This window comes from Sorangium sp. So ce726 (genome assembly GCF_051521405.1).
Classification (GTDB): domain Bacteria; phylum Myxococcota_A; class Polyangia; order Polyangiales; family Polyangiaceae; genus Sorangium.
Window position 1 is genome coordinate 7,077,489 of the sequence record NZ_CP150349.1, and the last position, 24,173, is coordinate 7,101,661.

General features: G+C 71.4%; 20 protein-coding genes. 10 read left to right on the forward strand and 10 right to left on the reverse strand.

Annotation, left to right across the window (positions count from 1 at the left end):
• Positions 1-57 precede the first annotated feature (57 nt).
• Positions 58-291, forward strand: a complete 234-nt coding sequence (locus WME79_RS26265) for a hypothetical protein (RefSeq protein ID WP_437520225.1) — start codon at positions 58-60, stop codon at positions 289-291.
• Between the two features lie 120 nt (positions 292-411).
• Here WME79_RS26265 and WME79_RS26270 read toward each other — a convergent pair whose 3' ends face one another.
• Both WME79_RS26270 and WME79_RS26275 read right to left on the reverse strand, forming a co-directional pair.
• The gene (locus WME79_RS26270; protein ID WP_437539958.1) at positions 412-927 is read right to left on the reverse strand and encodes a hypothetical protein; all 516 of its coding nucleotides are present in this window, start codon (positions 925-927) and stop codon (positions 412-414) included.
• A gap of 188 nt (positions 928-1,115) precedes the next feature.
• Positions 1,116-2,756, reverse strand: a complete 1,641-nt coding sequence (locus WME79_RS26275) for a di-heme-cytochrome C peroxidase (RefSeq protein ID WP_437520226.1) — start codon at positions 2,754-2,756, stop codon at positions 1,116-1,118.
• A gap of 429 nt (positions 2,757-3,185) precedes the next feature.
• Here WME79_RS26275 and WME79_RS26280 point away from each other — a divergent pair, with 429 nt between their 5' ends.
• Entirely contained in the window at positions 3,186-4,097 is a 912-nt protein-coding gene (locus tag WME79_RS26280) for an alpha/beta hydrolase (RefSeq protein ID WP_437520228.1), read from the forward strand.
• 23 nt (positions 4,098-4,120) lie between these two features.
• On the opposite strand, the gene WME79_RS26285 is transcribed toward WME79_RS26280, so the two are convergent.
• Entirely contained in the window at positions 4,121-5,437 is a 1,317-nt protein-coding gene (locus WME79_RS26285; protein ID WP_437520230.1) for an ABC1 kinase family protein, read from the reverse strand.
• Positions 5,438-5,453: 16 nt separating this feature from the next.
• Here WME79_RS26285 and ybaK point away from each other — a divergent pair, with 16 nt between their 5' ends.
• Together ybaK and WME79_RS26295 are read left to right on the forward strand one after the other, a co-directional pair.
• Entirely contained in the window at positions 5,454-5,939 is a 486-nt protein-coding gene (gene ybaK, locus WME79_RS26290) for a Cys-tRNA(Pro) deacylase (protein WP_437520231.1), read from the forward strand.
• A 103-nt stretch (positions 5,940-6,042) separates the two neighbouring features.
• Positions 6,043-6,876, forward strand: a complete 834-nt coding sequence (locus tag WME79_RS26295; protein ID WP_437520233.1) for a hypothetical protein — start codon at positions 6,043-6,045, stop codon at positions 6,874-6,876.
• Here WME79_RS26295 and WME79_RS26300 read toward each other — a convergent pair.
• The gene (locus WME79_RS26300; protein ID WP_437520235.1) at positions 6,850-7,314 is read right to left on the reverse strand and encodes a DUF2243 domain-containing protein; all 465 of its coding nucleotides are present in this window, start codon (positions 7,312-7,314) and stop codon (positions 6,850-6,852) included. The genes WME79_RS26295 and WME79_RS26300 overlap by 27 nt on opposite strands.
• 302 nt (positions 7,315-7,616) lie before the next feature.
• Between WME79_RS26300 and WME79_RS26305 the strand changes: the two genes are divergently transcribed.
• Entirely contained in the window at positions 7,617-8,387 is a 771-nt protein-coding gene (locus WME79_RS26305; RefSeq protein WP_437520236.1) for a hypothetical protein, read from the forward strand.
• Positions 8,388-8,415: 28 nt separating this feature from the next.
• On the opposite strand, the gene WME79_RS26310 is transcribed toward WME79_RS26305, so the two are convergent.
• From WME79_RS26310 to WME79_RS26330, 5 genes are all read right to left on the reverse strand, one after another.
• Complete coding sequence (locus tag WME79_RS26310; protein ID WP_437520237.1) at positions 8,416-8,931, reverse strand: DUF4833 domain-containing protein; 516 nt, start codon at positions 8,929-8,931, stop codon at positions 8,416-8,418.
• 129 nt (positions 8,932-9,060) lie between these two features.
• Positions 9,061-9,420: a hypothetical protein gene (locus tag WME79_RS26315; RefSeq protein WP_437520238.1), complete on the reverse strand. Its 360-nt coding sequence runs from the start codon at positions 9,418-9,420 to the stop codon at positions 9,061-9,063.
• Positions 9,421-9,521: 101 nt separating this feature from the next.
• Positions 9,522-10,904 carry an MFS transporter gene (locus tag WME79_RS26320; RefSeq protein ID WP_437520239.1) on the reverse strand — a complete coding sequence of 461 codons (1,383 nt, stop codon included), beginning with the start codon at positions 10,902-10,904 and terminating at the stop codon, positions 9,522-9,524.
• 132 nt (positions 10,905-11,036) lie between these two features.
• Positions 11,037-11,825, reverse strand: coding sequence for an SDR family NAD(P)-dependent oxidoreductase (locus tag WME79_RS26325; protein ID WP_437520240.1), 789 nt, complete (start codon positions 11,823-11,825; stop codon positions 11,037-11,039).
• A 295-nt stretch (positions 11,826-12,120) separates the two neighbouring features.
• Positions 12,121-12,372: a hypothetical protein gene (locus WME79_RS26330; RefSeq protein ID WP_437520242.1), complete on the reverse strand. Its 252-nt coding sequence runs from the start codon at positions 12,370-12,372 to the stop codon at positions 12,121-12,123.
• A gap of 262 nt (positions 12,373-12,634) precedes the next feature.
• Between WME79_RS26330 and WME79_RS26335 the strand changes: the two genes are divergently transcribed.
• Positions 12,635-13,576 (forward strand): hypothetical protein, encoded by a 942-nt coding sequence (locus WME79_RS26335; protein ID WP_437520244.1) that lies wholly within the window; start codon positions 12,635-12,637, stop codon positions 13,574-13,576.
• Positions 13,577-13,814: 238 nt separating this feature from the next.
• On the opposite strand, the gene WME79_RS26340 is transcribed toward WME79_RS26335, so the two are convergent.
• Positions 13,815-17,696, reverse strand: coding sequence for a serine/threonine-protein kinase (locus WME79_RS26340; protein ID WP_437520246.1), 3,882 nt, complete (start codon positions 17,694-17,696; stop codon positions 13,815-13,817).
• Between the two features lie 457 nt (positions 17,697-18,153).
• Between WME79_RS26340 and WME79_RS26345 the strand changes: the two genes are divergently transcribed.
• The 4 genes from WME79_RS26345 to WME79_RS26360 all read left to right on the forward strand — a co-directional run bounded on the left by WME79_RS26345 (position 18,154) and on the right by WME79_RS26360 (position 24,068).
• Positions 18,154-18,420: a hypothetical protein gene (locus tag WME79_RS26345; RefSeq protein WP_437520248.1), complete on the forward strand. Its 267-nt coding sequence runs from the start codon at positions 18,154-18,156 to the stop codon at positions 18,418-18,420.
• Entirely contained in the window at positions 18,417-18,569 is a 153-nt protein-coding gene (locus WME79_RS26350; protein ID WP_437520250.1) for a hypothetical protein, read from the forward strand. The genes WME79_RS26345 and WME79_RS26350 overlap by 4 nt, the downstream gene beginning before the upstream one ends.
• A gap of 68 nt (positions 18,570-18,637) precedes the next feature.
• Positions 18,638-19,462, forward strand: coding sequence for an SDR family oxidoreductase (locus WME79_RS26355; RefSeq protein WP_437520251.1), 825 nt, complete (start codon positions 18,638-18,640; stop codon positions 19,460-19,462).
• A 637-nt stretch (positions 19,463-20,099) separates the two neighbouring features.
• Complete coding sequence (locus WME79_RS26360; protein ID WP_437520252.1) at positions 20,100-24,068, forward strand: serine/threonine-protein kinase; 3,969 nt, start codon at positions 20,100-20,102, stop codon at positions 24,066-24,068.
• The last annotated feature ends 105 nt before the right edge of the window (positions 24,069-24,173 follow it).

Below are 24,173 nucleotides of genomic sequence, written 5' to 3' on the forward strand. Positions count from 1 at the left end.
GCACGCCTCGGCGGCTCCACCTGTCGTGTCGGGCACGGGAGCGCCGGAGGGTGAGGCATGGGAGCGAAGGAGAAGAAGGCAGCGGAGCGACAGCCGGAAGCGCCTGAAGGCGCCGCGGCCGGACCCGAGGCGACGAGGGAGAAGACGCGGAAGGAGCGGAGCCCGCAGACACCGCTCGATCGCGGCGGGGCGCTCTCGCAGCGCGAGGGGTGGGAGCCGGTGGACGAGGCCTCGGACGAATCGTTCCCGGCGAGCGACCCGCCGGCCTGGACGCCGATCCACCCGGGCTGAGCCTGAATCCCGCTGTGCTGCAGCTCATTGCGGCTGCGCCAGCGCCCCCCTGAGCTGGCACAGGCGGAGCTCGGCCTCGCTCATCGCCAGATCACCGGACCATCGCCGGCCGCGCGCCCGTCACGGCTCGGGAACGCCCCCTTCGAGCCACATCCGCGCGCTGTCGGCGGTGAGCTTGAAGTTCGGGGGCACCCTCGACTGCTTCACGGTCTCCCCTGCCGCGTCTCGCCCGGTGAGGATGGCGTGCGGATCGTCCTCGTCGGGCACGATGTCGAGGTCCACCCGCATCCGGGCGCCGCCCTCGACGACCGTCGTCACGCTCCGGTGCAGCTGCGCCCGGCGTTGCTGGGCGTGCCGCGAGAGGATCTCGTTCGCCGTCTTCACCAGGGTGGCGAAGGCGCTCGCGTCGAGGGGCTTCGGGTTCTTCTTGTCACGCCCCATCGTCCACGGCCCCACCAGCGAGGGCTCGCTCTGGCCGTCGCAGGTCATCTCGACTGCCCACCCGTCGTCGTCCTCGTTCTTGATCACCCGCGCCGTCCACCCGTTCCCCTTCCACAGCTTGGGGTCCTGATCTTCAGGGTGGATCGGGCGCGTCTGCCCGACCTCGTCGTCCGTCGCGTCGTGCGTCGTGTCCATGGGCGCGTCGGTGTACCCGCTGCGCGCCCGGCGCGTCCACCCCGCCGCGCTCGTCTCGGGCATTTCCTGTCAGCCCCTGGCAGCCCGGACCTCCTCCGCGGCGACCCTCGAGCCCCCTCCGGCAGGCCAGCAGGCGGCGCTCCCCCCGCACCGCCATGGCCCGGCGCGCCTCGCCAGGCGCGCGCCCGTCACAGCGTCTTCAGGTACTCGACAAGATCCCAGCGCTCCTGCTCGGTCAGCGCGGGCCCGATGACGCCGTTTCCGAGCGGCCCGTCGCGGTACTCGTGCCCGGCGTTGGAGTTGCCGGGGATGTCCGTCACGAGCTCGAACCCTCCCTGAAAGGGCTTCACCTGGAGACCCACGTGCTTCGGGTCGAACTCCGCGCTGCCGAGGTAGAACCTCTTCGAGCGCCGCTCCGCCGGCAGGAGCAGCTCGTACAGGCTCGGGACGGAGCCATTGTGGAGGTACGGCGCCGTCGCCCAGATCCCGTTGAGCTCGCGCGCCTTGTACGCCCGCGGCGCGCGCCAACGGTTCGGGCGATACCCGTCCCACACGAGCCGTTGCGCCGCCGACAGGCCGTACTCCTCGTACTTCATGTCGCGGATCGCCGACGTGCCGAGCTCCAGCGCCTGCGCCATCCCCATCTTCCCGAGCCCGAGCGCCCCCAGATCCGCCGTGCGCTCGTTGAAATTCACGGCGTGGGTCGGGTCGGTGCCAATCAGCTCGAGCGGGGACATCGTCGCTACCCGGAAGCGCTTGCCGTGCTCGCTCGGGGGAGTCCACCCAGGGTCATGACAGCTCGCGCAGCGCATCCTGTAGAGATGCCCGCCGCGGGACGCCCGCTCCCGATCGATGCTGCCGAGCAGGTGCTCTGGCCAGCGCGGCGCGCGGAGCTTCTCGACCTGCTGCTCGATCAGATGCAGGTTGTCCACCCGGATGCTCGACTGGAGTTGCACCCTCGCCCCTTGCGGCGCAGGGTCGAGCCGCGTGTGCGTGCCCACCCCCAGGGCCTCCCCGATGTTGCGCCCCATCGGCTGCAGGATGGATCCGTTCCACTGGACCCAGTCGTAGGTCGGCGCATCCCAGAGGTGGGGATAGTCGACCGGCGCGTTGGCCGCGCGGAGGTTCTCCGGATTGAGCTGACCGAACAGCAGGTTGCCGGCGCGCCCGAGCGCGTCCAGCCTGCCAAACCCTGCAACGGCGGCGTGGGGCCCCGCCGCGCCCCCGGTAAACGCTTGCAGCCGGACCCCCTCCAGCATCTTCTCCATCTGCGCTCGCAAGGCACGCGTGGAGTCCTCGCCGTACCGGTCCTTGAGGACGGCCCTGGCGAAGCGATCCAGCTTCTCCGGCGTCTTCAGCGTGCGGTCGAGCGCGCCGAAGACCGCATCGGTGAAGGCGACCACGTCGATCACCGCAGGGCCGCCGTCGATCCGGATCTTCGCGCCACGATAGGAGATCTGGCGGGTGTGGCAAGTCCCGCACGTGAACCCGACGTACACCTCGCCCGTCGCGGGGTCGACGTCCCTGGCGAACCCGACCGGGAGGCGCTCCGGGTTGTTCTTCGCGTCCGGATCTTCGATGAAGTGATAGCGCGCCACATAGTCGCTCGCGGCGAGCCGCTCGGCGCTGTCCTCGCGCTCGAGCGCAAAGAACCACCCGACCGGGACCAGCCTGGCGCCCTGGGAGGTACGGTAGAAGATCCGGCGCTCCTCGTCGCCCCATCCCTGGTCGAGGTACACGACATCGCCCGCGCCTCGGCCCCCCTTCGCGTGCGCGCAACCGGCCGCCGCGACCGCCGCGAGCGCGATCGCCCCCATCTGGATCCACATGACCGTCCCCCTTCGACAAGCCCCGGTGGCGCCGCCCGCGGCCGCCAACACCGCATGTCAGAATATGTCGATAGCTCGTTTTCCCTGATCGGCTCTGTCGAGCACGATACGGTTCCATCCGCGCGCCGCCGCGGTCCATCCAGAACAGCGCGCAGCGGCGCGACACCGTCGCAGGGAGCCTACGACCGCATAAAGCCGAGTCAAGCCGCGGGCTGCGAAGGGGGCGACTCCGGTGCTTCGGTGTTTTGGACGTGCGTTGGAAGAGCGTCTTCCCAGGAACTCTGGGGCTCGATGACCTGGCGTCAGATCCCGAAAGGCCACCGCCCGCGCAGCGCCGCTCCCGGACGCCGCTCGCAGACGCCGCGCGCCGCGCGCCTCGATGCGCGGGTGCGGGCTGGCTGACGGCCGCGGAGCTGCGACACTCGGCGCATGCTCCTCCACCGGCGCCCCTTCCTGGCCCTGTGCGCCGCCGCCCTCGCCCCGCGCGCCGCCCTCGCCGACCCCGCGCCACCCTCGCCGCCTCCCCCCGCTTCCTCGCCCGCCTACGACGTCCGCGACCTCCAGGTCCCCGGCGAGCGCGCCCTCGGCCGGCGGTTCACGCTGCTCGTCCCGAAGCACCTCGCCCCGGGCGAGCGCGTGCCGCTGCTCGTGCTCCTCCACGGCCTCGGCGAGACCGGCGACGAGCGCCTCGGCGCCTTCGCGTGGCTCTCGCGCTACGGCCTCGGGTCGGCCTATGAGCGGCTGCGTCGCCCGCCGCTCGGGCGCACCTCGCGCCGGAAGGACTGGACCGACGCGCGGCTCGCCGAGGTCAACGCCGCGCTCGCGGCGCGGCCGTTCCGCGGCCTCGCGATCGCGTGCCCCTTCACGCCCAACGTCCACAAGGCCTCGAACCCCTCCGCGGCGCTCGACGGCTACGCGCGCTGGCTCGCCGAGGTGGTCCTCCCCCGCGCCCGCGCCGAGGCGCCCGCGTTCGACGACGCGGCCCGCACCTCGCTCGACGGCTGCTCCCTCGGCGGCTACGTCGGGGTCGAGGTGTTCCTCCGCAGGCCCGAGCTCTTCGGCGCCCTCGGCGGCGTGCAGTCCGCCATCAGCGCCCACCGCGCCCCTGCCTACGCCGACCGGCTCGCCAGGGCCATCGCCGCGGCGGGCCCGCGGGACCTCCACCTGCTCACCAGCGAGGGAGACCCGTTCCGCGACGCGAACACCGCCCTCGCTTCGCAGCTCGCGAAGCGGTCCATCCCCCACACCCTCCGCGTCCTGCCGGGCCCGCACGACCAGCCCTGGCTCCGCGAGGCCGGCACCATCGAGATGCTCCTCTTCCACGACCGGCGCCCGCGCTGAGCCGGCGCCGCGCGCGAGGCCGCCTACCCGAGCAGCCCCGCCTCTCGCAAGAAGGCGCCCTCGACCGCGGCGTAGTCGGCCTCCACGTCGAGCCGCGCGAGGACCGAGTAGAACCCGAACTGGAGCCGGTTCAGGAAGAGCATGCCCGGCGGCAGCTGCACGAAACCGCTGTCCTTCACGAGGATCTGCTGCTTGATGGCCTTCACGCCCTCCACGAGGCCCATCACATACGAACGTGAGACGCGGAACGGCGCGCTGAACAGCGGCTCGAAGCACCGCCGCGTGTACGCGAGCGAGAGCTCCTCGAACCGCCCGCCGCGCGTGCCCAGGATGAGCGCCGCGTGGCGCGCGAACGCCGCCTCGTCCTTGCGGAGCGCCGCGATGTGCATCCCGCGCCCGTGCTCGAGCCGCTCGCCGTCGAGCGGCTCCACGCAGCCGAAATCGAGGAAGGTGACCCGGCCGTCCGCGTGAAAGAGGTAGTTGCCCGGGTGCGGATCGGCGTTGAACATGCCGCCGACGAGGTTGCCCTTGAAGACGAAGCGCCACAGCGTCTCTGCGTAGGCGCGCCGGGTGCGCTCGTCGCGCGTCGCGGCCTCCTCCAGCGTCGCGCCGCGCGCGAGCTCCGCGGTGAGCACGCGCCGCGACGAGCGACCCGCGACGACCTCGGGGATGTGGATGGTCGGATCCCCCCGGTGGATGCCCGCGAAATAGCGCTGTCGCTCCGCCTCCAGGACATAGTCGAGCTCCTCGAGGAAACGCGCCCTGACCTCCTCGAGCACGCGCCTCGAGTCGAGCGCCCTGGGCCCCACCACGCCGACGATCGCCTGGAGCACGCCGGCGTTCTCGAGGTCGCTCGCGAGCGCCCGGTCGATCCCCGGGTGTTGCACCTTCACGGCGACCTCGCGCCCATCCGCGAGCGCAGCGCGGTGCACCTGGCCGATGGAGGCGCTCGCGAACGGCGCGTCATCCCAGGCCGCGAAGAGCTCGCCTATCTCCGCCCCGAGGTCCTCCTCGACGACCGCGCGGATGGCCTCGGGCGACGACGTCGGCGCTGCGGCGCGGAGCGAGCGCAGCGCGGCCTCGTACGCCGCCCGCTCTGGCTCGGGGACGAAGCCGTCGACGTAGCTCGCCATCTGGCCGACTTTCGCGGCGAGCCCTCGCATCGTGCCCAGCACCTCGGCCACGTGCGCCGCGGCGTCCGCGGCGGCGTCGCCCCGCCGCCCGAGCAGGTGGGCCGCCCCCGCGCGCGCCCCGAGGCCCGCGAGGCGGACGAAGCGGTTCAGCCGGCCCTCGGGGAGCTTCTTCTCGGTCGTCATCGGCGCAGCCGGCGCGTATAGCATGGCCCGGCTCACCCCCATGAAGACCAACGCCGCGCGCATCCTCGACAGCCTCGGCATCCCGTACGAGCTGCGCACCTACGAGGTCGACCCGAGCGACCTGACCGCGGGCACCGTGGCCAGAAAGATCGGCCTGCCGCCGGAGCAGGTGTGGAAGACGCTGGTGGCGCGCGGCGATCGCCACGGCGTCTGCTTCGCGGTGGTGCCGGGCAACGCCCAGCTCGATCTCAAGGCGATGGCGAGGCTCACCGGCGACCGGAAGGTCGACACCGTGTCGCTGAAGGAGGTCCAGCCGCTCACGGGCTACGTGCGCGGCGGGGTCACGGCGCTGGGCGCGAAGAAGGCCTATCCCGTCTTTGCGGACGAGACGATCGAGCTCTTCGAGGTCGTCTCCATCTCGGCCGGGGTGCGCGGCACGCAGATCCTCGTCGCTCCCGGCGATTATCTGCGCGCGACCAGGGCGAAGGTCGGCGCCATCGCGTCGCCTGGCGGCGACGCGGACTGAACGCGTCGCCTGGCGGTGACGCGGATTGAACGCGCGCGGCGCCGGATCCGCGGTATGCTGGCAGAGCTCGCCTCCGGTCCGGCGCCGGGCGGCGACGAGGGATATGACCAGAGCGGCCTGCGACGTGCGCGATCCGAGCGAGCTGAGCACCGCCGAGCTGCGGCAGCGGTGCCGGGGCTGCAAGCCGTGGGAGCTCGGGCTCGGCGCGGTCCAGCTGGCCGCCTCGGCGGCGGCCGGAGGCGCCGTGCTCGCGGCGGCCGGCGCCTGCATTCCGGGGCTGGTCCAGTGCATCGGCGTGGGTCCGGCGCTCGCGGCGGGGCTCGCGGTCTGGGAGTCGATCGGCGTGGCCAGGGGGTGGCTCCCGGGTGCGGCATACCGCGATGAGCTCGCGTTCCGCGCGTGGCACGCGGGGCTCTCGCCGTGGGTCGGGCCAGCAGCGCAGCGTCGCTGGGCCAGGCGCGCGCTGGCGCGCCGGCCCGCAGCGCCCGACTGGCTGCTCGTCCTCGAGGGCATCGCGCCGGCCGGCGGAGGGCGCCGCTGGGTCAAGGTCGAGCTCTCGCTGTCCCCCTCCTCGGACGGCCCGTTCCGCTCGCAGGCCAGCGGGAACGCGCTGCTGCGCGCGGGCGGCGACGGCGCAGAAGCGCCACACGAGAGGCGCCTCGCGCTCGAGGAGCTCGACGACCTGAGGCGAGCCGTCGCAGAGCTCCCGGAGGGGCTCTCGCTGGACGCCCCCGCCTCGCCCCGGGACTCCGCGGCGTTCAACGGGCGCTGCGAGCTGCTCATCGCCAGGCGGACGCCGTTCGCCGCGACCCAGATGACGAGCGCCTTTCCGTCGCTCGAGGCGGGCCCTCAGGCGCCCTCGCTGTCGCTGCTGCACCGCCTGGTTCAGCTGGCCTGGCGCGGGGGCGAGTCAGATCCGAGCCGGCGCGGCCACTGACGGGCGCGCCTCGCGCGTCAGGCGCCGGCCGCCCAGCACCAGCAGGACGCCGGACGCAAGGAAGGCCAGGTCCCAGCCGAGCTGACCCGGACCTGGACGGACATGGTGGATCTGCAGAAGGTGATGGTCGATCACCCCCTCGACCAGGTTGAACAGCCCCCAGCCCATGGCTGCGGCGCCGGGGAGCATCCGTCCGGGGAGCTCAGCTCCGCCCGCGCGCAGGGCGCTCCAGAGCTTGATGACACCTGCCACGGTGAGGCCCAATGCGACAACGCCGAACAGACCATCGGCGAAGATGTTCCGCCTCACATCGTCGATGGTCGCGCCTGGATGGCAGCTGAAGCAGATCAGGTGATGCCACTGCAGGAGCTGATGGAACAGGATGCCGTCGATCAGGCCACCTGCGCCCATACCGAAGATCACCCCCGCCGTCTTCACGGCGCGTGATGTCCTCGTTGCGGTGGTGATCTCGAACGGGCGGGCTGTGCTCATGAAATCCTCCTGAGCGCGCCCATGCGAGCGGCAAACCACAGCCGTCGGGCGGCGGAGGACGGATCAGTCAGGCCGGCAGAGCGGCCGGTTCGCCGCCGTCGGACCGCGGCGCCTTCGCCGGCCGCGATCTGTCAGCACCCCGACTCCATGAGCTGGCCAGGTCGGACCTGGCATGGAGTTGGCACATGTTGAGAAGAGGATCCCACGTATCCGCAGAAATCGTTGAAAGGTGCCAGATGGACAATCGAATGAACCGGGGACGCGCCGCAGGAACGGCCGAGCCGGAGCACCAGGGTCCCAGGCCGGTCCCCTACACGTACCATGACGGTCGCGAGGATTACCTCCATGTCGGTCGCCGGGAGGGCGCAGAGCCGGATCAGCCCGAGGCGCTGGTCCCGCCTTCCGAGAAGGTGACTTCACCTGTCCAGGCGACATCCCTGCCGCCCGAAGCCGCCTCGGCGGCCGCCGCGCCGCCCGAGGCGACGGTGCTGCCGCCCGAGGCGACGGTCCTGCCGCCCGCGGCGATGCCCTGGTCTCCCTGGGCGACGCCTCGCGCAACGGCGCAGCGCCCTCAGCAGGCGACCCCGATGAGCGAGATCGTCACGCGCGGGCTGCGGACCGGGGCCGTGCTGACGGCAGCGACGATGTGCACGATGATGGCAGCGTCCACCATCAAGCGCGGCTCGCCCTGGGCCGCCATGAACGCCATGGCAGCGGCGGTCGGCCTCGGGGGTCGCCGCGCGAAGCACCGGTTCGACCCGGTCGCCACGCCCGCAGGGGTCGCGGCGCTGGCCGGGGGCCTGCTCGTGTGGGGCATCGGCTACGAGAAGGCGCTCGACGCGGCGGGGCGGCGCGGCGGCGCGCTCACGGGCGCGCTGTCGGCGCTCGGCGGCTTCCTGCTCGACGACCTGATCTTGCCCGAGCGGCTCATGAAGAGCCTCCGAGACACGATGGGCGTGGCCGGCACCGTCGGCAAATACGTCGCCCTCGGCGTCGCGAGCGCCGTCGCCCCGCGGTGAGCGCGCGAGGCGCTGGCGCGGCGCGCCCTCACGGCGTCAGCTTCTCGGTCACCGCGCGCCCGCCAGCGCCCACGCCCGAGAGGACGACGTGATCGACCCCGAACGGCCATCGCAGCTGCACGAACACGCGCTTGAGCTGCGCGGTCGCCCCCGCGATCCGGAGCGACGCCACGGCCTTGCACCCGCCGTCACGCTTCGTCGTCTCGATCACGAGCTGGCGCGACGGCAGCGCCCGCAACGCGAGGCGCACGGCCCCTGTCGCCTCCCGCGACGCGACCTCCTGGCTCGCGACGCCGTACGCCGGCTCCTCCCACGCGGTGAGCAGCGACGTCCTGTCGGGCCCGTGCTCGAGCTCCCGCCAGTAGGCAAAGACAGGGCGCTCCCCGAACGGCATGCAGTTCGCGTCGAGGCGCACGGCGTAGTGCACCTGATTCCGATTCTCGCTCTTCGCGACGAAGAAGACGGAGCGCACGTCGGACGCGCCGAAGCGCACGGGCGCATCCGCCCACGCGGGCACCGCGACGAGCGCGAGCGCTGACCACACAGCGATTGGCCCCCTGCACCTCCGCATGAGCGCATGGTGACCCATGCACGCTGGAGGAGGCGTGACAGGCCGGCGGACGATGCGAGACACCTCCCGCTGGCGCGAGCGCCGCCGTGGCGCCGCGCCCCGCTACCTCTGCCCGGCGGCCTTGCGGTCCTTCGCGCTCGGCTCCTCGTGCTGGGGCAACGCGCCTCTCGGCTGCGCCTGTTCGATCGCGCCGCTCTCCGGCGGCGGCTCTTCCTCGGGCGGGGCCGCCGCGCCCGCGGCCGTGGCTTCGGCGCCGGTCTCCCGCAGCTCGAGCGAGCCCGCGGGACCGCCGCGGCCCGACTCCTCGTACGGCCCGCCGCCGAGCGAGCCCGGCGCGCGGAGCTCGGCGTCCTTGGGGTGCGGCCCGTCGAGCCGGAAGATCCCCTTCGATTGATCGACCTTGTCGATACGCCCGTTCTCCTGCGCCTGCGCCTCGGACCGCTGCTTGGCCTTTTGCCCCATGATCCCCTCCCTCGCCCGGCGCGCAGTGCGTCCACCGCACACACGCCCGCCGCGACCCGCTGCGTGCATGCGAGGTGCCGGAGCGCGCCGGCCCCGCCCGCTCACGCCGGCCGCGCCGCGCCCTGCTCCTCCGAGGCGGCCTCCACCGCGACCGGCTGCGTGAGCTGCTCCGAGGGCGTCCCGGCGGCCATCTGCTGGGCGATGATCAGCTCCCGCGCCTGCTGCCGCAGCCCGGGGAGCCTCACGGCGAACACCGCCGCCGCGGCGACGCAGCACGCGCCGCCCGAGGCGACGGTCGCGGGCGCGCCGATCTTGCCCGCCAGCCAGCCGGCGAGCAGCGCGCCGAGCGGGGCCATCCCCATGAACATCATCGCGTAGACCGCCATGACGCGCCCGCGGAGCGCGTCCGGCACCATCGCCTGCACGAGCGTGTTCGATCCCGCCATCTGCACCATCATCGAGAAGCCGACGGGCACGAGCAGGAGCGCCGAGAGCCAGAACGACCGCGACAGCGCGAACAGCCCGAGCGCCACCCCGAACGCCGCGCAGGCCGCGGCGACCCAGCGGCCGAGGCCCCGGAGCTGCCTCCGGCTGGCGAGGACGAGCGCGCCAAGCAGCGCCCCGACGCCCGACGCGCCCATCAGGATGCCGAGCCCCTGCGCCCCGCCGCGCAGGATCCGATCGGCGAAGATCGGCATCAGCACCGCGTACGGCATCGCCGTGACGCTCACGACCCCGAGCAGGAGGAGGAGCGCGCGGATGGCCCTGGTGCGCGCGACGAACCGGAAGCCCTCGACCGTGTGGGAGAACGCGGAGCCGCGCCCGGCGGCGGCCGGGCGGGGCGCGACGCGCATCGCCAGGAGGCTCCCGAGCACGGCAAGGAAGCTCACCCCGTTCGCGACGAAGCACCACCCCTCGCCGATCGCGCCGACCAGGATGCCCGCCACCGCCGGGCCGATGATCCGCGCGCCGTTGAACATCGAGGAGTTGAGCGCGATGGCGTTGGCGAGGTCCTCCCTGCCCACCATCTCGACGACGAACGCCTGCCGCGTCGGGATGTCGAACGCGTTCACGACGCCGAGGAGCACGCTGAACCCGAGGATGTGCGGGACCTGGACGCGCCCGCTCAGGGTGAGCGCGCCGAGCCCGAAGGCGAGCGCCATCGCGGCGGACTGCGTGGCGAGCAGGATGCGGTGGCGGCTCCGCCGGTCGGCCACGGCGCCGCCGATCGGGGCGAGCAGGAAGACGGGGATCTGCGTCGCGAACCCGACGGTGCCGAGCAGCAGCGACGAGCCCGTCAGCCGGTAAACGAGCCACGACTGGGCGACCGACTGCATCCAGGTGCCGACCAGCGAGACGAGCTGACCGGCGAAGAAGAGCTGGTAGTTCCGGTGGCGGAGCGCGCGCACGAGCGACGAGCGGGAGGCCGCCGGGCGCGCGCCACGACCCGCCGCGGGGGGCGGCTCCGCTTCAGGCTGACCCATGGTCGAAGTATGGGGCGCCGGAGGCTCGGGAACCCGGGATTCGAAGGATCCGAGCGCAGCACGGTCAGGCGCGTGGCCTCCGGCCGGGCTCCGCCGCAGCGCGCTCCCCCGGGCTTCGCCGAGGCGCGCGGCTCAGCCCCCGCCGGCGTAGTTGGCGGGCCACGCCGCCGAGAGGAGGCCCCCGTCGACGGCGACCTCCTGGCCGGTGATGAACGAGGCCTTGTCGCTGAAGAGGAAGGCGACGAGCGCGGCGACCTCGTGGGGCCCGCCGACGCGGTTCATGGCGTGGAGCGACGCGGCGAAGGCGCGGCCCTGGGGATCGTCGAGGCGCCAGCCGGCCGTCGCCATCTCCGACTCGACGACGCCGGGGCTCACCGCGTTGATGCGGATCCCCTTCTGCGCGTACTCGACCGCGGCGGTGCGCGTGAGCGCGACGAGGCCGGCCTTGGAGGCAGCGTAGATCGCGAGCCCGGGGAAGAAGCGCGACGTGGCCACCGACGCGCAGTTGACGATCGAGCCCCCGCCGCTCGCGAGCATGGCGTTGATCTGGTACTTCATGCACCAGAAGACGCCGCGGAGGTTCGTGTCCATGACCAGGTCGTAGTCGGCGTTGGACACGTCAGCGAGCGGCACCAGAAAGCCGGCTCCGGCGTTGTTGAAGCTGCAGTCGAGGCGCCCGTAGGTGGACACCGTGGCCTTCACGAGCGCCTCGACGTCGCCCTCGACCCGCATGTCGGCGGTGACCCAGGTGATCTCCCCGCCGCGATCCTTGACGGCCGCGACGAGCTCGCGCCCCTGCGCCTCGCGCCGCGCGCTCGCGACGACCTTGGCGCCCTCAGCGGCCAGCGCGACGGCCGTCGCCCTGCCGATGCCCGAGCTCGCGCCCGTGACGATGACGACCTTGTCTTTCAGAGCTCCCATGCTTCCCATCCCTCCCAAAGGTGGCCGGCGCCTCCGTGACAGGCGCCGGCGCTTGTGAGACGCCGAGTAAGGAACAACCGCCTTCGACCGTCTGGAGCGCAAACTGAACGCGCAGAGCGGGCCTGTGACGATGCCAAGGGCGGGTAAGAAAGGGAAGCGATTCCGGCGTTCTCCGCGCTTCAACACGACGCGCACGCGATACGCACGCGATACGTACACAATGCGCAACATGGCTCCTTGTGCCGTGGTGTCGCGCGTGCGTCGCCCTGGCTGCGCCGGGCTGCGCGGATGTGGGTCACGTGACCTCGAGCAACCTCTCGATCAGCCCCTCGAGATACCAGGTCTCCTCGATGGTCCCCGGGCGGCCGTAGCGCGGCCCGTCGAGCCCGGCCAACGCGCGGCACCGAGCACGGGAGGCGGCGTCGAACGGGCGTGAGCGGGCGAGGAGGAGTATCTCGTCGCGCGCCTCGCCGCACGAGAACGGGTATCGCTCGAGCTCCGCGATCACGCGCTCGCGGGTGAACGTCGAGGGCGCCTGGAGGTTCATCTGGCGAATGTCCTCGAACGAGGGAAGCGGCTGAAGCCACTCTATGAATCTCTGCCAGAGTCCCACCATCAGCACCACGGGACGACGAATCACGGTGTGCACCGTCGAGACAGCCACCTTAGCAGCATGCCCTCCGCGAAGGCGCCTGCACATAAGTAATCCACGTCACATAACGCATCGCGTCTCGCGTATATTCGGTCCGTTCTGGGGCTGCTGCAGAGCGCGACCGGCGGGGGCGGAGTTGGGGTATAGGCGTGCGCTTATGAACCGACCGTACCTTGTCGCCGGCGCGCTCTTCCTGGCCGGCCAGCTCTTCGCGCTCGGCTGCAGCGCCCCCAAGCCGGAGCCCGAGATCGCGTCCTCGGCCTCGCAGAGCGGCTATGCGGAGCGCTACCCGGCCGAGCTCCAGGCGACGGCCACGTCGTTCGGCGAGCGCGACGACCTCGCGAAGCGCGCCACAGAGCAGTTCGCGGGCTATCCCGACCAGCTCAAGAAGCCGGACTGGAAGCAGGTCCTCGACGTCATCGAGCAGGCGGACGCGGCGGGCCGGAGCTACGACTACGTGGAGCGCGTGCGCGCCGTCGACGGCGCGGCGGCGTTCTTCAACGACAACAAGGAGGACCTCACCCGCAAGGTGAGCGGAGCCGCGCAGTACGTCGTCAAGCAGAAGGGGTGCGACGTCGACGTCACGGGCGCCACGGCGCACGCGCTCGAGGAGGGCGTCGAGCGCCAGCTCGAGAAGTACGTCCGCGAGCGCAGCGAGGCGCACCGCCGCATCGAGCGCTACCGCGCCTCGCTCGGCAAGGAGAACGCCGCGACGCTCGAGAAGCAGGCCGACGCCGTGAGCTTCGTGAGCTACGTCGTCCACATCGACATGGTCGAGCACAAGCTCCGGCTCCGCCGGATGCTCGAGGAGATCGAGACCATCAAGAAGTCGATCGACGAGGCGGTCGAGGCGGAGCGAGCATTCCAGTCCTCTGGCAAACGCACCGACGAGGAGAAGAAGGCGTCGGAGGCGCGCATCGAGGAGCTCGGGCGCAGCAAGGCGCTGCTCGACTCGTCCGCGACCCAGGCGAAGCAGATCGACGAGACGATGGAGGAGCGCATCGCCGCGGCCCAGAAGAGCTACCGCGAGGCGATGGACCGCCTGATCGCCACCCTCCGAAAGAATGCCGGCCTGCCGGCCGAGCCGCGCGAGGGCTGAGCCCCCCGTCCCCGTAGGCGTTAACCAACGCTTCGCGTCGCGTTCTCCTACATCCTAACGTTTACGTGGACGTTTACGTGGACGTTTACGTGGACGTGGACGTGGACGTTTACGTGGACGTGGTCGTGGTCGTGGTCGTGGTCGTTCACGGCCTACCGTTGACGACCACGACCACGTCCACGTAAACGTTCACGTCCACGTTGGTGACCGATGGTGGAGGGGGGCGGGCTTCTTCTCTCTATCCCGCCCACCTCGCTGCCATCTCCAGCGTCCGCTGGTTCTCCGGTATCGTGAGGAACCGCTCCCTCCACACCGGATCGCTGATCTTCCCCGCCCTCTCCATCAACCGCTCCCTCGCCGCCGCGATCGCCGCCGCGCAGTCGGCCTCCATCCCGTTCGCCGCCAGCGCCTCCGCGTAGACGTTCCTCACCGCGGACTCCCCCTCCTCGATCGCCCCGATCGCGTTCAGCATCGAGAACGCCTCCCCCGCCGCCGACAGCGCCTCGTCGAACCTCCCCAGCCCGAGCAGCGCCCTCGCCCTCGCCGCCACCGCCGCCGCGCGCAGCGGCGGCGCGCTTTGCAGGATCTCCGCCGCCGCCCTCGCCTCCTGCTCCGCCCCCTCGAAGTCCCGCGCGAGCAGCGCGATCCGCGCGAGGTACGTCCGCGCGCTCCCCTCCGTGCGCGGATCCCCGAGCCGCTGCGACGCCGCGATCGCCTCGCGCTCTGTCCGCTCCGCCTCCTCGAGCCGCCCCCGGTAGCCGAGGACATGCCCCAGGTTGCTGAGCGTGGCCACCACGAGATCATGCAGCCCCATCCGCTCCGCGCCCGACAACGCGCTGCGCAGCACCTCCTCCGCGCCCGCGAAGTCCCCGAGCTCCGCGTGCATGTACCCGACGTTCATGCGGAACGCGCACGCGTTGCCGCGGTCACCCGCGCGCTCGAACGCCGCGAGCGCCGCGGACAGCCCCGCGAGGCACGCGCTGGGGTCGCCGTTCCCGAGCGCCCGGGCCGACCGGGCCGCGTGCAGCCGCGCCACCACCTCGACCTCCCGCTCCGCGAGATCCGTCCCGTCGCCCTCGATCGCCTCGATCAGCGCGTCCGCGAACGCGTAGCGCCCCCCGAACACGAGCAGCAGCGCCCCCTCGCCGAGGCACATGTGCTTCGCCACCAGCGCGCCCTCCGCCTCCGCCGCGGCGGCCTGCGCCGCGCTCATCCAGCGCTCCACCCGCTCGAAGCCGCCCAGCTTGCCCGCGGCCATGGCGACCTGCTTGATCGCCGAGAACCACGCCGCGGAGCCGACGGGCAGCCGGTCCACGGCCTCGCTCCCGCGCTGCTCCGCGAGCGCGAGCTCCCCCCGCCAGACGTGCGCCTCGGCCTCCACGAGGCGCAGCGCGCCCAGCGCCTGCGCGTTCGGGCCGCACGCGACGCCGCGCTCGGCGCGCTCGATCGCGGCGGCGAGGTCCTGCGCCCGCAGCGCCTGCTCCGCCGCGCGGCAGTACGCGGCCGCGGCCCGCGAGAGCTCTCCGCCGCGCTCGAAGTGCTCGCCGAGCGCCATCGCGTCCACCGCGCCTGCGCCCGCGCGCGACAGCCACTCGCCCGCGAGCCGGTGCCCGAGCCGCCGATCGCCCTCCGTCAGCATCCCGTACGCCGCCTCCCGCACGATCGCGTGCTGGAAGCTGTACTCCACCTCGCCGGGGAGGCTGCCCTCGCCGCGCCGGGAGATCACCTCGCGCTGCTCCAGCTCGACCAGCTTCGGCGCGACCTGCGCCCCGCCCACGAGCGCCGACACCCCGCCCTGCCAGAACGTCTGCCCGAAGACGCTCGCCGCCCGCAGCGCGCGCCGCGCCTCGATGTCGAGCGCCTCGATGCGCGCCTGCACCATCGCCACGACCGTCTCGGGCAGGTCGGCGCCCTTGCCGTCGGCCACCGCGCGGAGCTGCTCCTCCAGGTAGAACGCGTTGCCGTCGGCGCGGTCGACGATCATCGCGAGGAGCTCCGGCGCGACGTCCTCCCCGAGCACCTGGCGCACCAGCCGCTCGCTCGCGCGCCGCGGCAGGCCCGACAGCTGCACCTCGTGGACGCCGCGCCCCGCCCAGAGCTTCGGGAAGAGCTCCCGCACCTCTGGCCGGCCGAGCGCGAGCACCATCAGCCGCTGATCGCCGAGGTTGCGGAGCGCCGAGTCGACGAGCAAGACGCTCGGCAGATCGCCCCAGTGCAGGTCCTCCAGCACGAGGAGCACGGGCCTCGCCGAGCACTCGGCCCGGAGGAGCTCCTCCCAGGCGACGCGGATCTGGTCGCTCATCAGCACGGGGCTGCGCCGCGCTGCCATCAGCTGCACGCTGTCACCGTCGGGGAACGGCACGCCGACGAGCTCCCCGAGGAACGCCGCGGTGCGCGCGGCTTCGGCGTGGCCGTACCGCGCTACGCGCGCGCGGAGCTTGCGCTGCCGCGCCTCGATGGGCTCGCCCTCGAAGAGGCCGATCGCGCGCCGCAGCGCCGGGGCGAGCAGCGCGAAGGCCGAGCCGGCGCTCATCGGGTCGCCGCGCCCGATCCACACCTCCAGGTCCTCGCCGCGGTCGCGGAGCCGCCGGATCAGCTCGGAGCGCAGGCGGGATTTCCCTGCGCCCGCGGGCGCGGTCACGAGCACGGCGCTCGGCGTCGACTCCTCGACGCAGTGCGAGAACGCCGCCTCCAGGAGCGCGAGCTCGCGGTCGCGCCCGACGCACGGCGTCGGCTTGCCGAGCAGGGGCGGCGTGGAGGCGAGCTCCTCGCGCTCGCCGTGCAGGCGGAGGGCGCCCGCGTCGCGGGTCACGTCGAACCGGGCGCCGAGCAGCCCCGCGGTCACCTCGTCCATGCGGACGGCGTCCGCGCCGGCCGGCGCGTGCGCGGGCGGCAGCAGGTGGACCGCGCGGTCGATGAGCTCGCCGACCGGCAACCGCGCGGACATCTCGGCGCGGCCCGTCACGAGCGCGACCGGCACGCTGCCGAGCAGCGCGTTCAGCGCGAGCGCGCAGCGCGCGGACTGCGCCGCGAGGTCGGTCGGGGCGCCGCCGGCGGTGAGCACGATGAGCGGCGAGCGGGACTCCAGGATCTCGAGCTCGCCCTGGTAGCGCTCGGCGACGGCGATGAGCGCCTTGCTGCGCTCCAGGTCCTCCTCCTGGGAGCGCGTCGCCTCGGCGTCGCCGGTCGCGTCGCGCGCGAGCACGAGGCACATCATCTTGCGCTCGTTCGTGGTGATCTCGCCCCCGCGCAGGGTGTTCGACGGGCGGCTGCTCGCGGCGCCGACGCCCGTGTCGTCGAGCGCGAGGAGCTCCGCCGCGACCTCATCGCCGTCGCGGGGCCGGTCCTTCGGCGGCTTCGCGAGCATGCGCGCGACGAGGTCGTCGAGCGCCTCGGGGACGTCCCCGCGCAGCTCCCGGAGCCGCGGCGGCTCCTCGAGGATGACCTTGATGAGCACCGAGAGCCCGTCTGCGCCCTGGAACGCCGAGCGCCCGGTGAGGCACTTGAAGAGCACGCAGCCGAGCGAGAAGACGTCGGCGCGGGGGTCGATGTTCGGCTCGCTGCGGGCCTGCTCCGGCGCCATGTAGCCCGGGGTGCCGAGCATCGTGCCGGGCATGGTGAGGTGCCGGTCCATCGCGCCGAGGCGCACCACGCCGAAGTCGATGAGCGTGACCCCCTCGATCGCGCCGCCCACGAGGAGCAGGTTGCTCGGCTTGAGGTCGCGGTGGACGATGCCGGCGCGGTGCACCACGCCGAGCGTCGACGCGATGCGCGACGCGAGCGCGACGCTCTCGGCGATCGTGAGCGACCTGCGGGTGAGCCGCTCGGTCAGCGTCTCGCCGGCGAGCCACTCCATCGCGAGGTAGGGCTGCCCCGCCTCGGTCGCGCCGTGTGCGATGTAGCGCACGATGCCCGGGTGCCGCAGCGCGGTGAGCGCCTCGAGCGCCTCGACCTCGCGCGCGAACCGGATCGCCTCCTGGAGCCCTCGCCGCTGCAGGACCTTCAGCGCCACCGGCTCGTTCGTGACCAGATCGCTGGCGCGATAGACGTCCCCCATCCCGCCCGAGCTGGCGAGGCGCTCGATCAGGAAGCGACGGTCGATGACGTCTCCCACGCGCATCTCGTCCCCGCCTTACCTGAGACCTCGCATGAGCCTGCTTACAACGGAGTAAACGAACTCGGCTCCGATCGCCAGCGACTCCGCCCATAGCGGCCGGGCGCGGCGGTCCGCCGGCGGCCGTGCCCCCGCCCTGGCTGTGAGCTGCCCAACATCATTCATCGGGGCGCGGGCGGCGTGCCCCGTGTGCCCTGTGCGGCGGGCGGCCGTGATCCCATGCCAGCGCAGCGGAAGCACCGGGCGTCGGGTAGCGTGGGAAACAGAGAGGCCTGACAACCCTGGCTGGGGCTCGCGCCCCCAACCGCCTTGCGCGCCTGAGCGCCGGCGTGGGGAGGCGCATTTCACCCCACCGAGGCAAAACGTCCTGTTTGCGTGGCTCGCGTCACGGGAGCGCATTGCGCTCGTCACCGCCTTTCGGCTTCAGACGCCGTGGCACGACCCCTGCTGAGCTGATGGGATCATGAAGACGAAGCTCTCCAAGAAGCAAAAGAGGAAGCTCAACAAGCTCGGCCGGAGGGCCCTCCGGCCGGTGGCCACGGCGGCGAGCGTCGCAGCGGTGTTCGCGGCGGGCCTGTACAGCGGTGAGGCGAGAAGCTATCTGAACAGCGCGAGGACCGCCGTGAGCCGGAAGGTGAGGGCGTTGGCGAGCGCGCTGGGCGGTTTGAAGCTGGCCAATGGCGTATCGGGGAGAGCTCACCCCGACGTCGAGCTGGCGCAGCCGTCATGAAGCCGATGAAGAAGAAGACCCGCCGTGCCCTCCGGAAGGCGGTCAAGGCGGTGTCGGCGGCGGCCGCGATGCTCGCGGTCGAGACGATCGGCTCCGCCGCGGGCGGCCTGCTGAAGGACGCGCTGAAGAAGCGGCGGCGCGACCGCTGAGGCGCGCCGCCGCGGGCCTGCACGAGCGCCTCGCGCCTCGGGCGGTCCTGGGGTAGGTTCGGCCGCCGATGGACACCCGAACTTATTTCCAGGGCAAGAGCGTTCTCATCACCGGCGGTTCGAGCGGCATCGGGCTGTCGTTCGCGAGGCTCGTCGCGGGGTACGGCGCCGCGGTGACGCTGGTGGCGCGCCGCCGGGCCCTCCTCGACGAGGCCGCCGTGGGCATCCGGCGCGAGCACCCGTCCGCGCGGGTCGACGTCCTGGAGCTCGACATCAGCCGGGCGGACGACGTCGCGCGGGCGATGGAGTCGCGGCTCGCCGAGCGGCCGATCGATCACCTCGTGAACAACGCGGGCGTGGTGATGCCGGGGCGCTTCCTCGAGCTGCCGATGGATCAGTTCCGGAGCATGATGGACGTGAACTTCTTTGGCGCCGTGCACCTGTGCAAGGCGGTGCTCCCGGCGATGGCGGCGCGCGGCAGCGGCCATGTGCTCAACGTCTCGTCGCTCGCGGGCGTGATCGGCATCTACGGTTACACGCCGTACGCGGCGAGCAAGTTCGCGCTGATCGGCTTCTCCCAGGCGCTGCGCGCGGAGATGTGGCCGCACGGCGTGCAGGTGAGCGTGTGCATGCCGCCCGACACCGACACACCGCAGCTGGCGTTCGAGAACCAGTACAAGCCGGCGGAGACGAAGGCCATCGCGGGCAACGTGAAGACGCTCGAGCCGGACGCCGTGGCGCGCAGCATGGCCGACGGCATGGCGCGCGGCCGGTTCGAGATCTACCCCGACGTGGGCTCGCGCGTGAGCGCGATCGCGCAGGGGGTCATTCCTGGGGTGGTCCGGTGGGTCTGCGACAGCGCGCAGCGGAAGGCCGGGCCGGCGGTCGGCTGAGCGCGGGCGAGACCGGGCAGGCAGGTCGTACGCCGATGCGCCGAGAATTTCGGGAGGTGGGTCGGCAGGGAGAAGACGGGCTGCGCCCTAGTCGGAGTACTGGCCAGTCTTCGACGTCGCCTTTCGCTTCGGGCTGCCCCTCAGAAGCGGCCACGTAGCGCAAGACCAGGCATTGCTGGATCCTACGTTCTCCTGCCGGGTCGTGAAGCCGATCGATGAAGGGCAAGACCCCCTTCCAAACCGTGCGCGCGGGCTTCCTGCACACGGCTTCCCGATGGTCTCCCGGGCCGCCGCATTACGCGGCTTCCGGCTACTCGATGGTCCCGCCAGGCGGTAGAGCACGCGGCCTTCGACCAAGCGCGCCGGCGTGACGGCTCCCAGATCCGTCCGCTCTGCCATTTGCGCAGGTGGAATCGGCATGCATGGCCACGGCATCGGCTCTCGTTCGAACCGCCCAGAGCGGAGATCCGCGCCCGCAGTCCAAGCCCGATTCAGCTTGGCCGATCCGAGCGCGACCTGACAGCGCGATCCCTGATGCACGCGCGCGGCCGCCTCGTCGATATCGCCACGTTCCGACGACCCTGCTTCCCCGGAATATGTGGCTAGCCGCACAGACCTTGTGCGATACTGGGGCGCGATGCGCCGGGGGAACGTCATTGCAGGGCGGTTCGCGATCGAGCGCCTGGTGGGCTCGGGCGGAATGGGGAAGGTCTACCGGGCACACGATCAGGGCTCGGGAGAGCCTGTCGCGTTGAAGATCCTGCACACTACGGGCCCGGACGCGAGCGAACGATTTGCACGGGAAGCCGTGGTGCTGTCCGAGCTCAACCACCCGGGAATCGTGCGGTACATCGCGCATGGCGAGACCGATGCGGCCGAATCTTACCTGGCGATGGAGTGGCTCGAAGGCGAGGAGCTCTCTGAAAGACTCAAGCGCGGTGTGCTCCGCGTTGATGAGGTGGTGACGCTTACAAAACAGGTCGGCGAGGCGCTGGCGATGGCCCATGCGCGAGGGATCGTCCACCGCGATCTCAAGCCAAGTAATCTCTTCTTGGTCGGTCGCGATGTTGCGCGGGTGAAGGTCCTCGATTTCGGCATCGCGCGGCTCGGCGGTGCGACGACGATGACGCAGCCTGGGACCGTGCTGGGGACCCCCGGATACATGGCACCGGAGCAGGCTCGCGGCCAGTCCCGTGTGGACGCGAAGGCCGACGTATTCTCGCTGGGCGTCGTGCTGTTCAGGTGCCTGACCGGGACTCCAGCATTCAGCGGAGATCATCTCATGGCCGTCCTGGCCAAGATCATCTTTCAGGAGGTTCCGCGCGTGCGCGAGCTGCGCGGCGACGTCCCGGCGGCGCTGGACGCCCTCATCAGCCGGATGGTCGCCAAGGATCCGGAGCAACGACCTGCTGATGGATCTGCGGTGGTCGAGGCCGTCAGCGCAGCACACGCATTTCCCGTGAATGGAACACAGCCAAGCCCGGGCGCGCTGCCCTCGACGTTGACGGCCAGCGAACGCCGGGTGCTTTCGGTGGTGGTGCTCGGCCAGAAGCCGCCTATCGACAGGTCTGCACCGACGCTCTGCATGGCGCACCCCTCGATCAGCCAGGACCGTTTGCGAGCGGAAGCCGAAGCGCACGGCGGCAACCTCGAACTTCTGGCCGACGGCGAGGCGATAGTCACGCTCTTACGGACAGGCCAGACCGCGACTGACCAGGCCATACAGGCGGCTCGTTGCGCGCTTGCCCTGCGCGACCTCGTTCTCGACCGCACGGTCGTGCTCGCGACTGGACATGCTGAAGTGACAGACGACATTCCCGTGGGTGAGGCGATCGATCGAGCCGCCCAGATCATGGCGAAGCGGGTCGCGGCCGATCATGCGACGCTCCTGCCCGGGGAGGTGAGCTCCGTGACTCCCGTCGCGATCTCCATCGCCCCCGTCGCGATCGACGAGGTGACCGCCGCCTTGCTGGACGCCCGCTTCGAGGTGGTCGAGACCGAGCTGGGCCCTGAGCTCCTTTCGGAGCACAAGATCGCGGAGGGCGTGCGCACGCTGCTTGGCAAGCCGACGGCATGCGTAGGTCGCGACCGGGAGCTCGCGATGCTCGATTCGGTGCTGGCGGAGTCGATCGACGAACCGGCGGCCCGCGCGGTCGTCGTCACGGCACCCGCTGGAATGGGCAAATCACGGCTCGCATACGAGTTCACCGATCGTATCCGACAACGAGCCATGACCGTCGAGATCTGGATCGGCCGGGTCGATTCGCTCCGGGCAGGTTCATCGTTCAGCCTGCTGGGACAGGTGCTGGAGAGCATGCTCCACGTGCAGTCCCTCGGCTCCATGGACGAGCGCCGGCTACAAATCCAATCCCGAGTGGCCGAGCGCGTACCCGCGGCGGAGCAGCGGAGGGTCGCGGAGTTCCTGGGCGAGATCGTCGGCATACCCTTCCCCGACGATGAGCACCCGCCGCTCCTGGCAGCGCGACAAGACGCGCAGCTCATGAGCGAGCAGCTGCGCCGAGCGTGGCTCGATTTTCTCAGAGCGGAGACCGGAGCTCACCCCGTCCTCCTCGTGCTGGAAGACCTGCATTGGGGCGATCTGTCCACGGTGCGGTTCATCGATGCGGCGCTGCGCGAGCTGCGGGACCAGCCCTTGATGGTGCTCGCCATGGCTCGCCCCGAGGTCCACGATGTCTTCCCGAAGCTCTGGGTCGAACGAAACGTCCAGGAGATTCGCCTGAAGGAGCTCTCACGCAAAGCGAGCGAACGGCTGGTGCAGCAGGTGCTCGGAGAGCGGGCAGGCGCCGAGCTGGTGGAGCGCCTGATCAAACAGGCGGATGGGAATGCATTTTATCTCGAAGAGCTGATCCGCGCGGCCGCCGAACGCAGAGGCGAGCTCCTGCCAGAGACGGTGATCGCGATGGTAGAGGCGCGCCTGTCACGGCTCGACGCCGAGGCGCGGCGGGTGCTGCGCGCGGCCAGCGTATTCGGTGAGGTGTGCTGGGAAACCAGCGTCGCCGCGTTGCTCGGCGGGGGAGAGCGTTCGTGGTTCGTGCGCGACTGGCTCACGAAGCTCGTGGAGGAGGAGGTGCTGGTCGCTCGAACGAACAGCCGATTCCCTCACGAGCGAGAGTTCGCGTCGCGCCATGCGCTGCTACGAGAAGGCGCGTATGCGATGCTCACCGAGAAAGACAAGAAGCTCGGCCACCGGATCGCGGGCGAGTGGCTCCATGAGCACGGCGAGACGGATCCCATGGTACTGGCAGGGCATTTCGAGCGGGGCGGCGAGCTCACGCGGGCCGCGGAATTTTACCTGCGCGCGGCAGAGCAGGCGAACAGTATCGGCGACGCAGGCTCGGCAGCCGATCGTGCGCGCCTTGGGCTCGCCTGTTCGGGGCCGCAGGGGATCCGGGCCGCGCTGCTGGGCATCCTGTGTGAAGCGCTCACCTGGACTCCGCATATGTGGAATACCACCATTCCTCACGCCGAAGAAGTGATGCGCATCTCACCGCGAGGCTCCGTCCCCTGGGCGCAGGGCGCGTTCGCGAAGATGGGCGCCGCGTTCATAGGAGACCGCTTCGACGAGGTCCTGGCCATGGGTCAGGTGCTACAAGAGACCGACCCGTACAAGGAAGCGCTGAGCCCGATCGCGCTGACGCTCCTCAGCGTCACGTCAGCGCTCGACATCCGCGGGCAGATTCGCCAGGGAAGCGCGTGCATGGCTCGGCTCGCGGACATCGTCGATTCGTTCGGGGACAAGTCATCTCTGGCCTGGATCTGGTGGAATACGATGTCGGCCCTGAGGACCGCGGTGGCGCGCGAGGACCCTTGGGCGGCGCTCGAGCATGCCAACCTCAGCTTGTCGCTCGCGAAATCGGTGAGCCACGAGCTCCTCGTCGGATCCAGCCAGGTGGTGCAGGGGTTGAATCTTTGGTTCCTCGGTGCATCCCAGGAAGCAGAGCGGCTCCTCTCGGGGCTGGCGGAGTTCGTCGACACGGGCCTGGCGGTGCATTGTGCATTTCGCCGGTTCAGTACTGCCTGGGTGCGCGCCGATCTGGGTGCGCTCGACGAGGCCCGTCTTCCCGCGACAGAGCTCCGAGATTTCGGGATCGAGCATCATCTCCCTCTGGACGAGGGCCGAGGCTGCTGGGTGCTCGCGGAGGTCCTGCGCCGCGCCGGCGATATGACCGGCGCGGAGCGTGAGATCCAGATGGCGCTCACGTTGCTAGCGGCGGCCTCGCCCCTCGACTACCCCGGTGTCCTGGCGACGCTGGCCGCGCTGCGCCTCGCCCAGGGAGACGCAGCCAGCGCGCTCGCCGCCGCCGAGGAGGCGCGGTCCTGCTCCGAAGCCATGGCGGGTGCGTGCGGCATGTTTCGTGGCGCGTTCATGCGCCTCGTACATGCCGAAGCGCTTCGCGCCAGCGGTGCTCGCGGAGCCGCGCGCACCGCCATCGCCGAGGCACGCGAGCGCCTGCTCACCACCGCCCGCAAGATCCCTGACCCGGCGTGCAGAGAACGCTTTCTCGCCAATGTCCCCGAGAACATCCGCACCTTCGAGCTGGCGCGCGAGTGGCTCGACGAGCCCGTCGCGACGCCTGTCGAGTAGGCTGCCGCGCCTGCGCGCTGCACCAGCGCGAACGTGAGCTCGGCTCTCGTGGAGATAGAAGCCGAGGCGGGCGAATTATCGGGCCCGATGGCTCCTCGGATGTGT

What these genes read in the sequence shown, in the direction of transcription:
- WME79_RS26305 (WP_437520236.1), top strand. Translation starts at nt 7,617, where the DNA reads ATGAACCGGGGACGCGCCGCAGGAACGGCCGAGCCGGAGCACCAGGGT.
- WME79_RS26340 (WP_437520246.1), bottom strand. Translation starts at nt 17,696, where the DNA reads ATGCGCGTGGGAGACGTCATCGACCGTCGCTTCCTGATCGAGCGCCTC.
- WME79_RS26330 (WP_437520242.1), bottom strand. Translation starts at nt 12,372, where the DNA reads ATGAACCTCCAGGCGCCCTCGACGTTCACCCGCGAGCGCGTGATCGCG.
- WME79_RS26265 (WP_437520225.1), top strand. Translation starts at nt 58, where the DNA reads ATGGGAGCGAAGGAGAAGAAGGCAGCGGAGCGACAGCCGGAAGCGCCT.
- WME79_RS26270 (WP_437539958.1), bottom strand. Translation starts at nt 927, where the DNA reads ATGGACACGACGCACGACGCGACGGACGACGAGGTCGGGCAGACGCGC.
- WME79_RS26295 (WP_437520233.1), top strand. Translation starts at nt 6,043, where the DNA reads ATGACCAGAGCGGCCTGCGACGTGCGCGATCCGAGCGAGCTGAGCACC.
- WME79_RS26335 (WP_437520244.1), top strand. Translation starts at nt 12,635, where the DNA reads ATGAACCGACCGTACCTTGTCGCCGGCGCGCTCTTCCTGGCCGGCCAG.
- WME79_RS26285 (WP_437520230.1), bottom strand. Translation starts at nt 5,437, where the DNA reads ATGCTATACGCGCCGGCTGCGCCGATGACGACCGAGAAGAAGCTCCCC.
- WME79_RS26315 (WP_437520238.1), bottom strand. Translation starts at nt 9,420, where the DNA reads ATGGGGCAAAAGGCCAAGCAGCGGTCCGAGGCGCAGGCGCAGGAGAAC.
- WME79_RS26280 (WP_437520228.1), top strand. Translation starts at nt 3,186, where the DNA reads ATGCTCCTCCACCGGCGCCCCTTCCTGGCCCTGTGCGCCGCCGCCCTC.
- WME79_RS26355 (WP_437520251.1), top strand. Translation starts at nt 18,638, where the DNA reads ATGGACACCCGAACTTATTTCCAGGGCAAGAGCGTTCTCATCACCGGC.
- WME79_RS26275 (WP_437520226.1), bottom strand. Translation starts at nt 2,756, where the DNA reads ATGTGGATCCAGATGGGGGCGATCGCGCTCGCGGCGGTCGCGGCGGCC.
- WME79_RS26345 (WP_437520248.1), top strand. Translation starts at nt 18,154, where the DNA reads ATGAAGACGAAGCTCTCCAAGAAGCAAAAGAGGAAGCTCAACAAGCTC.
- ybaK (WP_437520231.1), top strand. Translation starts at nt 5,454, where the DNA reads ATGAAGACCAACGCCGCGCGCATCCTCGACAGCCTCGGCATCCCGTAC.
- WME79_RS26350 (WP_437520250.1), top strand. Translation starts at nt 18,417, where the DNA reads ATGAAGCCGATGAAGAAGAAGACCCGCCGTGCCCTCCGGAAGGCGGTC.
- WME79_RS26360 (WP_437520252.1), top strand. Translation starts at nt 20,100, where the DNA reads ATGCGCCGGGGGAACGTCATTGCAGGGCGGTTCGCGATCGAGCGCCTG.
- WME79_RS26320 (WP_437520239.1), bottom strand. Translation starts at nt 10,904, where the DNA reads ATGGGTCAGCCTGAAGCGGAGCCGCCCCCCGCGGCGGGTCGTGGCGCG.
- WME79_RS26325 (WP_437520240.1), bottom strand. Translation starts at nt 11,825, where the DNA reads ATGGGAGCTCTGAAAGACAAGGTCGTCATCGTCACGGGCGCGAGCTCG.